General features: G+C 54.8%; 12 protein-coding genes. 5 read left to right on the forward strand and 7 right to left on the reverse strand.

The annotated features are described in order from the left end of the window. Positions 1-16 precede the first annotated feature (16 nt). The 4 genes from KP80_RS11585 to ybbA form a co-directional block, all read right to left on the reverse strand. A complete protein-coding gene (locus KP80_RS11585; RefSeq protein ID WP_052283795.1) occupies positions 17-1606 on the reverse strand; it encodes an ABC transporter substrate-binding protein in 1590 nt (529 codons plus the stop codon). A gap of 404 nt (positions 1607-2010) precedes the next feature. Then, entirely contained in the window at positions 2011-3153 is a 1143-nt protein-coding gene (locus KP80_RS11590; RefSeq protein WP_052283796.1) for a porin, read from the reverse strand. A 290-nt stretch (positions 3154-3443) separates the two neighbouring features. Then, positions 3444-5858: a putative ABC transporter permease subunit YbbP gene (gene ybbP, locus KP80_RS11595; protein WP_052283797.1), complete on the reverse strand. Its 2415-nt coding sequence runs from the start codon at positions 5856-5858 to the stop codon at positions 3444-3446. Next, a complete protein-coding gene (gene ybbA / locus KP80_RS11600) occupies positions 5855-6541 on the reverse strand; it encodes a putative ABC transporter ATP-binding protein YbbA (protein ID WP_052283798.1) in 687 nt (228 codons plus the stop codon). Before ybbA ends, ybbP begins: the two co-directional genes overlap by 4 nt. Here ybbA and tesA point away from each other — a divergent pair. The 3 genes from tesA to KP80_RS11615 are packed head-to-tail and all read left to right on the forward strand — an operon-like array spanning position 6509 to position 8844. After that, the gene (tesA, locus tag KP80_RS11605) at positions 6509-7141 is read left to right on the forward strand and encodes a multifunctional acyl-CoA thioesterase I/protease I/lysophospholipase L1 (RefSeq protein WP_156315647.1); all 633 of its coding nucleotides are present in this window, start codon (positions 6509-6511) and stop codon (positions 7139-7141) included. The genes ybbA and tesA overlap by 33 nt on opposite strands. Positions 7142-7163: 22 nt before the next feature. After that, positions 7164-7931 carry an SDR family oxidoreductase gene (locus KP80_RS11610; protein WP_052283799.1) on the forward strand — a complete coding sequence of 256 codons (768 nt, stop codon included), beginning with the start codon at positions 7164-7166 and terminating at the stop codon, positions 7929-7931. Positions 7932-7989: 58 nt separating this feature from the next. Continuing rightward, complete coding sequence (locus KP80_RS11615; RefSeq protein ID WP_052283800.1) at positions 7990-8844, forward strand: co-chaperone YbbN; 855 nt, start codon at positions 7990-7992, stop codon at positions 8842-8844. A 65-nt stretch (positions 8845-8909) separates the two neighbouring features. Here KP80_RS11615 and fetB read toward each other — a convergent pair whose 3' ends face one another. Further along, on the reverse strand, positions 8910-9692 hold the full coding sequence (fetB, locus tag KP80_RS11620) for an iron efflux ABC transporter permease subunit FetB (protein ID WP_052283801.1): 783 nt from the start codon (positions 9690-9692) through the stop codon (positions 8910-8912). Beyond that, complete coding sequence (gene fetA, locus KP80_RS11625) at positions 9685-10353, reverse strand: iron efflux ABC transporter ATP-binding subunit FetA (RefSeq protein WP_052283947.1); 669 nt, start codon at positions 10351-10353, stop codon at positions 9685-9687. The genes fetB and fetA overlap by 8 nt, the downstream gene beginning before the upstream one ends. A gap of 129 nt (positions 10354-10482) precedes the next feature. On the opposite strand from fetA, the gene KP80_RS11630 reads away from it, so the two are divergent. Next, the gene (locus KP80_RS11630; RefSeq protein ID WP_052283802.1) at positions 10483-11400 is read left to right on the forward strand and encodes an SPFH domain-containing protein; all 918 of its coding nucleotides are present in this window, start codon (positions 10483-10485) and stop codon (positions 11398-11400) included. Next, positions 11397-11858 carry an NfeD family protein gene (locus KP80_RS11635; RefSeq protein ID WP_052283803.1) on the forward strand — a complete coding sequence of 154 codons (462 nt, stop codon included), beginning with the start codon at positions 11397-11399 and terminating at the stop codon, positions 11856-11858. Before KP80_RS11630 ends, KP80_RS11635 begins: the two co-directional genes overlap by 4 nt. 3 nt (positions 11859-11861) lie before the next feature. Here KP80_RS11635 and cueR read toward each other — a convergent pair whose 3' ends face one another. After that, positions 11862-12272, reverse strand: coding sequence for a Cu(I)-responsive transcriptional regulator (gene cueR, locus KP80_RS11640; protein WP_052283804.1), 411 nt, complete (start codon positions 12270-12272; stop codon positions 11862-11864). Positions 12273-12339 lie beyond the last annotated feature (67 nt).

Consider the following 12339-nt stretch of genomic DNA (forward strand, 5'->3'; position numbering starts at 1 on the left):
AAAGCGTATATCATTTTTATTTTTGATAGATTTTTGATAAATCCTGGAACATATAGACCGGTTTTGGCTCGGCTTCTTTGGTGCCGCCGAAGCGTTTATCAACCGCCACCACCGCGTTGGTATAGGCAATTGGGTAGTAGGTCATGTCGGTGGCAACAACCTGCTGGATCTGCTTATAGATTTCACCGCGTTTGGCGCTGTCGGTCTCGACCGCGCCTTTATCCCACAGTGCATCAAACTGCGGATTCTTGTAGTGCGCGTAATTGTAGGCTTCGTTACTCATAAACAGCGATTTATAGCCGTCTGGCTCCGCGCCCATGATGTAACCACCGAGACTCAGTTCATACGCGGTGTTGTTCATATCTAGGCTACGCTGCGACATGGCGTTGGCATCCAGCGGCATCAGCTCAACGTTGAGCCCCAGCGCTTTCAGCTGCTGCTGAATATACAGCCCCATGCTTTCCTGAGTTTTATTGGTGTTGATATAGGCCAAACGCAGCTTCAGGTCGCTCGGCGCGCCGGAAGCTTTCAGCAGATCTTTGGCTTTCTGCAGATCGTAGGCGTACTGTTCGACATCGTCAGAATGGTACAGCGTATCCGGCGTCAGGAAGGAGGTTGCCGGTTTGGCGTAATCCGTCGAGGTAAAGGCGGTAGTCACCAGATCGTTTTTATTGATAGCGTAGGCAATTGCCTGGCGTAGCTCTTTGCTTTTCAGCGCCGGCACATTCTGGTTAAAGGTCATATACGCCAGACGCCCTTCCGGGTAGACCACAAAGTTGAATTTATCGGTTTTCGTCAGGCGCGAAACATCCTGCGGATCAACCATCTTGAGATTGATTTCGCCGTTTTGCAACGCCAGGTTTGCCGAGTTGCTGTCTTTAGCAAAACGGTAGGTCACGGAATCGAGCTTGGCTTTGCCGTTCCAGTAATCGTCAAAGCGCGTCAGGGAATAGTACTGGCCCGCGCGATACTCTTTAAATTTGAACGGCCCGGAGCCCACCGGGGCATCGTTTTTACTGCTTTTTTCCAGATCGCCTTCATTGGCGAATACATGCTGCGGGATCGGGTAAATCTGCACCAGCGTGCCGACAAACGCCGCGCTCACCTGTGGCAGGGTAAATTTCACTGTTAAATCATCAACCTTACTGACCTGCACCGGCTTGCCGCCAAACATAAACATGCTGTGGAAGAAGCTGTGCTGTTTTTCATCCAGCAGCTTATCAAAGGTGAAGACCACGTCGGCAGCGGTGATCGGCTGGCCATCCTGCCACTTCAGATTCGGTTTCAGTTTGAGGATATAGCTCAGGTTATCGGCGGACGGCTCCAGGCTTTCCGCCAGGCCCCACTCAATTTTGCCGTCGTTATAGCTATACAGCGGAGCGTACAGCGCCTGCATGATGGTCAGCGTGGTTCGATCGCTGGCGTAAATCGGATTCACCGCCAGCGGGTCGCCGGAGGTAATACCAATAATCAGCGAACCACCGTCTTTCGCCGCGCTGCTACTGGCAGCCGGAGCATTCGCGGTCTCTTTATTTTTTGCGTCGTCACAGCCGGTGAGACCCAGCGCCAGTGAAATCAATGCGGCGGGGATAACTAATTTACGCATACGTCATTAACTCCTTACCCTTTAAAATTCTTATTCCTGCAAAGAAATAAACCGACGAACCGGTAGTCAACATTTCTTTCAACCGCGCGGTGCAGGCTGAATATCCGGTTTTATATTTAACCCGGTATATAAGCGCCTTTATCAATGGGCACGCAATTGAATCCCCTTCACCTTGTTAACCGCTTCACAATTCCATACAGAATAGAAAAGTCAGAATTTACAGACAGATAAGGCTCTGCTGTCGGTAACATAAAATGAAATAATGGAGTAGTTGAGGAGCGAAATTATAACCAGCTGATGTGTAACAAAAAAGCGGGAATGGCGGCAGAAGTTAGACGTTTTTTAGCTAACGAAAGTTGAAAATAAACTATGCAAAGGGCGGCCTAAGCCGCCCTTTAATACGATTAGAAATCGTAACGCAGACGCACCAGGTTCATATCACCCAGGTCATCGGTGCTGGAGGTGAATACGTGTTCGTAGTCAACACGGAAACCATAATCCAGCTGGAAGCTGATACCCACGCCATTATCGATGCGCTGGTAGTTGCGACCATTCACGTATTCAATACGGTCACCCATGAAGTATGGCTGAACGGATTTAAGCGCGTACTGGCCAACCGGGATTTTGTAGCCCGCGAAGTATTCCACACCCCATGCATCACCGGCGAAGTAATCGTGAACGGACGATTTCTTGGTGGTCATGAAGTTCTGGTACCAGCCGCCGCCAACGGAGAAGGTCCAGTTGTCAGGCGTCCAGCTCAGTGCTGTACCGACGATGTTCTGATCGTAGGTTTTGCCGTCGCTGTTGTTGACGTTGCTCATGTCCGCACGGGTATAGTTCCATGCAGTACCCCAGGAAAGATCGTCAGTGATGTGGTAATCCACACCCAATGAACCGCCGCCTTTACGTTTGTACATCAGGCCGTTGTTCAGGTTCAGATCATCGCTGAACAGGTAAGAAGCGTAGAGATCAACGTCGCCTACGGTTTTCTTATACTTCAGAGATTTACGGGTACGATAAGAACCATCGTAGTCACCGTTGATACCGTTACCTGGCGCCTGACCAATCATGTCATAGTCCCAGATATCGGTTTTCGCACCGACCACATCGTAATAGATGCTGTTCTGTTGGCCGAAGGTCAGCGTACCCCAGGTATCACTCTTCAGGCCGGTGTAAAGCATACGACGGGTGGTGTCGTTTGCGCCTTCGGCGTAGTGGTTATCCCAGTCGAAGACCGCAGGGATGTTCACGCCCAGTTCGTAGTAGCTGACCCAGCTAATATCGTCGAACAGGTAGTAATCTGCTGCGAAACGGAAACGAGTGCCGCCATCGAAGCCATTACGTTTGTAAGAGCCTTTGTCGCCGTCACCGGTCATCATGTTGAACTGTGGACGGATACTCCCGCCAACGGTGAAGTTCAGACGGCTCAGCGGGTTTCCAGCCTGAGGATCCTGCTTGAGCAGGGTAATTTCAGCCTGGGATGCGAAAGACGTCAATGCCACTGCTGCACCGATCGATAACGCCAGTGCTTTCATTTTTATAGTCATTATTTTTCCTTGATAGATTTTGAGCCAACTATCTGGCTGACAAATATTATCGTTTATTAATAAATTACACCTCGCTGATTTTTAATGAAACGTGCGCTTTAGCTTTCCAGATTTACCGAATGGTGCCGTAAACGAGGCAAATTGATGAAAGGATGGGCAATTTTGAGCTGCCTGCTCGACAGTCACCTGGCATTACCGCTCAGGGAAAAGAGAAACGCCATTCGACAATCCATGCAGACCGTCGAATGGCGTGTAAATCAACCGACCAATAAGGCCGTGATTTCTTATCGCTAGCCGGAAAACTGGCGGAACAGCGCTCGCCCTTTCAGCAGCCGTAACCCTAACCCGCCGCCGCACAGCGACAGCAATAGCGCCCCGCATACCGGCAGTGCCACCCACAGCCGCCAGTCCGGCGACCACGGGAAATCAAACACCTTACTTTGCAGCAGCGCCAGCGCGGTTTCTGCCCCGATGGCGGCGACCAGGCCAGAAATGGCTCCAAGAAGCGCAAACTCAGCCCACAGCGTGGCGCGCAGCAGCGATTTGCTTGCCCCCAGTGTGCGGTAGACCACCAGCTCTTGATGACGCTGACGCATCCCCACCTGGACCTGCGCCAGCAGCAGCAATACGCCGCAGGCGGTCACCAGCACCACCATCACCTCCAGCGCCCGGCTCACCTGTGCCAGCACCTGGCCGACCTGCTTCAGGATGGCACCGATATCCAGCAGGCTCACCGTCGGGAACTCACGGTTAAGCTGGGTTAACAGCGATGTATCGCGATCCCAGCGGAAACTGGTTAGCCAGCTCTGTGGCTGACCATCCAGCGCACCGTCAGGGAAAATAAAGAAGAAGTTTGGCCGCAGGCTCTCCCAGTCCACTTTACGAATACTGCTGACTTTAGCGGTAAAGTCCTGGGTATCGCCGGTGAAGGTGACGCTATCGCCGAGGCCGATATTCAGTCGCTGCGCCAGCCCTTCCTCAATCGAGACCTCCCCTGCCTGCGGCGGCCACGCGCCCGCCACCAGCGGATTATGCTCAGGACGCTGATTCTGCCAGGTTAAGTTCAGCTCGCGGTTAAGCGACTCGTCTTTATTGCCTTCCGTACTGTGCCCATCAATCTGCGTCAGACGCGCGCGAACAATCGGGTAGAACGCCGCGGGGATGACCTGATGATCGGCAAGGAAGGCTTTGACCTCACTCACCTGCTCAGGAGCAATATTGATCAGGAAATAATTCGGACTCTCCGGCGGCAACTGCTGCTGCCAGCGATCGAGCAGATCGCCGCGCAGAACGAGCAGTAGCGCCAACAACATAAACGACAGCGAGAAGGCTGCCAGCTGACTTAGCGTTGACCACGGCTGGCGCAGCAGGCGGTTGACCGCCAGTCGCAGCGGTAGCGCACGCAGCGTCAGGCGCTTTAGCACCTTCAGCAGCAGCCAGCCCACCAGCCCACACAGCGCCGCCAACACCACGGCCCCGGCAAGAACCGACCACAGCAGCGGGCTTGCGCCCATCAACCACGCCAGCAGCGCCACGGTAATGAGGCAAACCACCGGCAGATACACTTTCAACGGCCAGACGCTGGCGACCATATCCTGACGCAGTACGCGCAGCGGCTGTGTCGCCAGTAGCAAACGATAAGGCCGCAGCCCCACCAACAGCGAAATCACCGTCATCGAGCCGACGGCCCACAGCCACGGCCAGGCGCTGGCGGCAGGTAAGGCCGCTGGCAGCACCGGTTTTAACAAAGTCAGCAGAATAGATTCAAACACCAGCCCCATCGCGCCGCCCGCTAGCGCCGACAGCACCAGCAGCAGTCCCCATTGACCGATAATCAGTTTACGCAGCTGCGCCCGCCCGGCGCCCAGCGTTTTCAAAATCGCCACCAGATCATAGCGGCTGCGGCAGTAGTGTCCCATCGCCACAGCGACGGCAGCCACCGCCAGCAGCAGCGTTAACAGCGCCGACAGCAGAAGGAACTGCTGCGACCGTTGCAGCGACTTCCCTAAGGCTCCGTCGTCCTGATTCGGCCCAATCCAGCGGTGTTCCGGCTTCAGCTGCGGCAGCAGCCAGCCTTCGTAGCTCGCCAGCTGCGACGGTGTACCGGCGAATTTGTAGTTCCAGCTCACCCGGCTACCGGGCTGGACTGCGCCGGTTTTGGCGACGTCGGCCAGGTTCATCATCAGGCGTGGCGCCATCTGGAAGGGATTAAAGCCGCTGTCTGGCTCCTGCAACACTTCTCCAGCAATTCGTAACGTGGCATCGCCGACATCAATGTTGTCGCCGGTTTTCAGATTCAGCAGCGCCATCAGACGCGGTGCCACCAACACTGTCCCAGCCCGCGGTTTGACGTTCACCGGCAGCGTTTGTAGGTCACCGTAAAGCGGATAATGGTCATCCACCGCTTTCACGTCCGCCAGCTGCGGCGTGTCGCCCGCCCAGGTCATGGTGGAAAAGTTAATCTGCTCGCCTACGGTTAACCCCAGAGCGCGCGCTTTTTCCAGCCACACGGGCGGCACTTCACGCGAACTGCGCAGCGCCCGGTCACCGGCCATATAGTCACGACTTTGCTGATTGAGCCCTTTGTTCATGCGGTCGCTGATGCTGCCGAGCGCCAGCACGCAGGCCACCGCCAGGCTCAGCGCCAGCCAGACAATCAGCAGCGATGGCGAACGCCATTCGCGCCAGAACCAGCGAAGAATCATGCTTCCTCCCGCAGTTGCCCATCGACCAGCCTCAGTCGACGATCGCAGCGCGCGGCCAACTGGGCATCGTGAGTCACCAGAATCAGCGTGGTGCCGTGTTCACGGTTTAAAGAAAACAGCAGATCGGCAATTTTGTCGCCGGTCTGGCGGTCGAGGTTGCCCGTCGGTTCATCGGCAAACAGCAGATCTGGCCTGCCGTTAAAGGCGCGGGCCAGCGCCACACGCTGCTGTTCACCGCCGGAAAGCTGCGCCGGAAGATGCTGTAAACGCTTGCCCAGCCCCAGTTGTTCAAGCAGCGCTTTCGCGCCCTGTCGGCTCTGCTTATCGCTTTCGCCGCGCAGTAACGCGGGCAGTTCAACGTTTTCCAGCGCGTTCAGCGTCGGGATCAACATAAACGATTGAAAGACAAACCCAATATGCTGAGCACGTAAGCGCGCACGCGCCTCTTCATCCATTTTCTCTAACGGATGGCCCAGCAACTTGACCTCACCGCTGCTGCCGTCATCAAGGCCAGCTAAGATAGCCAACAGCGTCGACTTACCAGAGCCAGACTCGCCAATTAAAGCAAGGGTTTGCGCCGGTTTGACAATCAGGTTAACTCCGGTAAGGATGGAGAGCTCATGCTCCCCCTGACCGACGGATTTCTTAAGATGATGAACTTCAAGTACGTTTTCCGCTGGCATTTGCCTGTCCTGTTTTTGATTCTGTTAAGCTTTCGCGCCGCGGCGGCGGACACGCTGTTAGTTCTGGGTGACAGCCTGAGTGCAGGCTATCGCATGGCAGGCAATACCGCCTGGCCCGCCCTGTTAAATGATAAATGGCAGCCAAAAACCACTGTCGTCAACGCCAGTATCAGCGGCGACACCGCTCAGCAGGGGCTGGCTCGCCTGCCCGCGCTGCTCAAACAACATCAACCACGCTGGGTACTGGTGGAGCTTGGCGGTAACGATGGGCTGCGCGGTTTTCCACCGCAGCAGATTGAACAAACTCTGCGCACTATTTTGCAGCAGCTCAAAGCGGCCAACGTCCAACCGTTATTAATGCAAATTCGTCTGCCAGCAAACTATGGACGCCGCTATAATGAGGCCTTTAGCGCCGTGTATCCAAAGCTTGCCAGCGAGTTCTCCGTTCCACTGCTGCCCTTCTTTATGGAAGAGGTTTATCTCAAGCCGCAGTGGATGCAGGATGATGGCATCCATCCCAACCGTGACGCCCAGCCGTTTATTGCCGACTGGATGGCGACACGTCTGGCTCCATTAGTTAATCACGACGCCGGAAAGTAAAGCGGTGTCTTCAGGTAAAGTTATGCAAAAATCGGTCTTAATTACAGGATGTTCCAGTGGGATTGGTCTTGAAAGCGCACTTGAGCTAAAGCGTCAGGGGTTTCGCGTGCTGGCCGCCTGCCGCAAACCCGAGGATGTCAAGCGCATGGACGGCATGGGGCTAACGGGGATTCTCCTCGATCTCGATAGCCCGGAAAGCGTTGATAACGCAGCAGACCAGGTGATGACCCTGACGAACAATCGCCTGTTTGGTCTGTTTAATAATGCTGGATACGGCGTTTATGGGCCGTTGGAGAGCATTAGCCGCGCGCAAATGGTGCAGCAATTTTCCGCCAACTTTTTTGGCGTTCATCAGTTGACCATGCGCCTGCTGCCCGCCATGGTGCCGCACGGCGAAGGTCGTATCGTGATGACTTCATCGGTGATGGGACTGATTTCGACCCCGGGGCGCGGCGCGTATGCCGCCAGCAAGTACGCACTGGAAGCATGGTCGGATGCCCTGCGCATGGAGTTACGCCATAGCGGCGTTAAAGTCAGCTTGATTGAACCGGGCCCTATTCGCACTCGCTTTACCGACAACGTCAATCAGACCAGTGATACGGCGGTGGAAAATCCGGGTATCGCTGCACGATTCACCCTGGGCCCAGACGCGGTAGTGGAGAAAGTACGCCATGCGTTTATTAGCGATAAACCTAAGCTGCGCTATCCGGTTACGCTGGTGACTCATGCGGTAGGCTGGTTAAAACGCCTGCTACCGGCTCGCTTGATGGACAAAATTCTGCAGGGCTAAGTTGAAGCGCACGCTTTTGCCCCCATCTCGAATACAAACCGATTATAGGGAATGACTTATGTCCGTACAGAGTATCGTAAACATCACAGAAGCTAACCTGCACCAGACTCTGGAGCAATCCACCACCGTGCCGGTGCTGTTCTATTTCTGGTCCGAGCGCAGCCAGCACTGTCTGGAGTTGACGCCGGTGCTGGAAAGCCTGGCCGCGCAGTACAACGGCCAATTTATTCTGGCGAAGGTTGACTGTGATGCAGAACAAATGGTCGCTTCCCAGTTTGGTCTGCGTGCCATTCCTACCGTCTATCTGTTCCAGAATGGTCAGCCGGTAGACGGCTTCCAGGGCCCGCAGCCGGAAGAAGCCATCCGTGCACTGCTGGATAAAGTGCTGCCGCGTGAAGAAGAACTGAAAGCACAGCAAGCGCTGGCGCTGATTCAGGAAGGCAACCACGCCGAGGCGCTGCCGCTGCTGAAAGACGCCTGGCAGCTCTCCGGTCAGGACAGCCAGATTGGCCTGCTGCTGGCGGAAACGCAGATTGCGCTTAACCGTTCAGAAGACGCCGAGGCCGTGCTGAAAACCATTCCACTGCAGGATCAGGATACCCATTATCAGGGCCTGCTGGCGCAGATTGAGCTACTGAAAAAAGCGGCGGACACCCCAGAAATCCAGCAGCTCCAGCAGCAGGTTGAGCAGAACCCGGAAGATGCCGAGCTGGCCTCTAAGCTGGCGCTGCAGCTGCATCAGGTAGGGCGTAATGAAGAAGCGCTGGAGCTGTTGTTCAGCCACCTGCGCAAAGATTTAGGTGCCGCGGACGGCCAGGCGCGCAAAATGCTGCAGGAAATTCTGGCGGCACTCGGTACCGGCGATGCGCTGGCATCGAAGTACCGCCGTCAGCTGTACTCCCTGCTGTACTAAGTCTCTTTCAGCACGACCACTGTTCATCGCCCGGCGCACAGCACGCTGGCTCCGGGCGATACGCTTCACGAACTTTTCTTCAACTGCGTCACCACTAGCTGGTGGCGGGCGTTGTAAAACTTCCGATAGGTCAGGTAGCAGGCGATAATCGTCGACAGGCTGGCGGTTGAAAGCAGCATAAAGGTCACCATAATCTGGTACTTAATCGCTTTTACCGGGTCGATACCGGCAAAAATCAGCCCTGACATCATCCCAGGCAGGCTCACCAACCCGACGGTTTTCGCTGAGTCGACCGTTGGGATAAGCGATGCGCGGATGCTTTCGCGAATCAGCCGTGCCGAAGCCATTTTCGGCGTGGCACCCAGGCTTAATTTTTCCTGAATCTGCTGCTGTTCGGCGCTAAAGCGCTGCCCCAGATTGTTGTAGCACAGGCCCACCGCGATCATTGCGTTACCAGCGATCATCCCGGAGATCGGGATCACCTGCATTGGCACAAAGGCAATGGAGCCAGAAAATACCAGCACCGCCAGCGTCAAACCAGCACCGGTGGTAATGGCGATAAACGAGGAAACAAATGCTTTATCAATGTATTTGCTGCGCTTTTGCGCGTTGTAGGCGGCGTTAAAGCAGATAAACAGCACCATACACAGCGTCAACACCGCGTGGTTGACGTTAAAGATATATTTCAGCACATAACCGACGATAATCAGCTGCACCACCGCCCGGCAGATGCTCCAGATGATGTCTTTTTCCAGCGCCAGCTTTTCCCGATAGCTTACCAGCACGGCAATCAACACCAGCACCATGGAAAGCGCTAACGATTCATTGGTAATAATATGATCATTCATGGTGTGCCTCCTGCACGTTCTCACGATGGGATGGCAGCGTGATCACTTCATCCGCATGGCTAATTTCATCTTTATCGTGGGTCACCCACAGTACCGCCACCTGCTTATCGCGAACGTACTGATGAATAATGTCGTTAACGTTCTTTTTATTGCTCTCGTCCAGCGCGCTGGTTATTTCATCCAGCAGCAGCACCTTCGGCAGAAATTGCAGATTGCGAATTAACGAAACCCGCTGTTTCTCCCCGCCTGAGAGCTCGTTTATCGATTTTGACAGCGTTTCTTCCGGTAAACCGAAATGCGCTAGCTGCGACAGAAAACGTTCCGGCTCCGGCTGCTTACCGCGAATTTGCCAGGGAAAAATCAGGTTGTCATAAACCGTATCGCCAAACAGCGCCGGGGTTTGCGCGCAGTATGAGACCTGCTGGCGATAGGCTTCCGGCGATAGCGTGGTTATCTCTTTGCCTTCAAAGAGAATCTCACCGCTGCTCGGCGAAAGCAGCGAAGCGATGATTTTTAATAACGTGCTTTTCCCACAGCCAGAGGGGCCGGTAATTAACTTAAATTCGCCAGGAGCAATGCTGAGATTTATCTGTTCCAGTATCGTATTTCCGCCGATATCAAAGCCCACATTTTTGAGCTGCAAAATAGCGCTATTTTCCATTGTTGCCATTCCATATCCTGATTTTTTCTTTTGTCCCTACAGTGTAACGCCAATTAATTTCAGGGGGCGAATTTCAGCATCATTGCCGATATACTTATTGAGGTTACGGACAGTTAAACAGGAGGTTTTATGCTGGTATTTATCCCTATTCTTATCTTCGTCGCGCTGGTGGTTGTCGCAGCGGGCGTCAAAATTGTGCCGCAGGGCTATCAATGGACGGTTGAGCGCTTTGGTCGCTACACCAAAACGCTGCATCCGGGTTTAAGCCTGGTGGTGCCGTTTATGGATCGTATTGGTCGTAAGATCAACATGATGGAACAGGTCCTCGACATTCCATCGCAGGAAGTTATCTCCAAAGATAACGCCAACGTGGCGATTGATGCGGTCTGCTTTATTCAGGTTATCGACGCGCCGAAAGCGGCGTACGAGGTCAGCAATCTGGAGTTGGCCATTATCAATCTGACGATGACCAACATCCGTACCGTGCTCGGCTCGATGGAGCTGGATGAAATGCTCTCCCAGCGCGATAACATCAACACTCGCCTGCTGCACATCGTCGATGAAGCCACCAATCCGTGGGGCATCAAAATCACCCGTATCGAGATTCGCGACGTGCGCCCACCGGCGGAGCTGATTGATGCGATGAACGCACAGATGAAGGCCGAGCGTACTAAGCGTGCCTATATTCTGGAAGCCGAAGGGATTCGACAGGCGCAGATCGTGAAAGCCGAAGGTGAAAAACAGGCGCAGATTCTTACCGCCGAAGGTGAACGTCAGTCGGCGTTCCTGCAAGCGGAAGCGCGTGAACGCTCGGCGGAAGCAGAAGCCCGAGCCACCAAAATGGTGTCAGAGGCGATTGCCGCCGGTGATATTCAGGCTGTGAACTACTTCGTGGCGCAGAAATATACCGACGCACTCCAGCAAATCGGTTCGTCGAATAACAGCAAAGTGGTCATGATGCCGCTGGATGCCAGCAGCCTGATGGGTTCCATCGCCGGGATCGCTGAGCTGGTAAAAGACAGCGCCAGCGAACGGAAATCATCATGATTGCCCTGGTGCTCGCGCACCCGCATATCTTCTGGCTGAGTCTCGGCGGCCTGCTGCTGGCGGCAGAAATGCTCGGCGGCAGCGGCTATTTGTTGTGGAGCGGCGTCGCTGCGGCGGTCACCGGACTGTTGACGTGGATTCTGCCGATTGGCTGGGAGTGGCAAGGCACGCTGTTTGCGGTGCTCACGCTGCTGGCGGCCTGGCTATGGTGGAAATGGCTAAGCCGTCGTGCTGACCGTCAGCGCCCTGCCGAAGGGCAGCTTAACCAGCGTGGCCAACAGCTGTTGGGGCAACGCTTTACGCTCGACAGCACGCTAGTTAACGGCCGCGGTCATATGCGCGTCGGCGACAGCTCATGGCCTGTTATCGCCGATGACGATCTGCCAGCAGGGAGTAAAGTAGAAGTCGTCGCCGTAGAAGGGATCGTTCTGCGCATCCGAATTGCCCCGCCGCGCTAACAATCAGGCCTGGGCTTTACGGTGGCAGCAGCCGGAGAGATTGTCGATAATCGGGCAGTCGGCGCTGTCATCGCCCGGGCAGGAAGCGGCCAGCGACATCAGCTGGTCGCGCATCGCCTGCAAATCGCGAATATGACGCTCGATATCAGCGACTTTTTGCAGCGTATACGCCTTCACATCCGCGCTGTGGCGTTTGGGATCGTTAAACAAATTCACCAGTTCGCCGCACTCCTCCAGATTGAACCCCACCTGTCGCGCCTGGCGCAGCAGCGTAAATTCATCCAGATGCTTTTGCGTATAGCTACGGTAGCCGTTCTCGCTGCGCAGCGGCGGCGTCACCAGCCCCTTCTCTTCATAAAAGCGAATGGCTTTACTGGTTAACCCGGTTTTTTTGGCAACATCACTGATATTCACTTTTCCCCCTTGACCTTCCCCTTGCTGGAAGGTTTAACCTTCATAACTGTAGACGAAAAGGTGAATT

Source organism: Kluyvera genomosp. 1, from assembly GCF_001266615.1.
GTDB lineage: Bacteria > Pseudomonadota > Gammaproteobacteria > Enterobacterales > Enterobacteriaceae > Kluyvera > Kluyvera cryocrescens_A.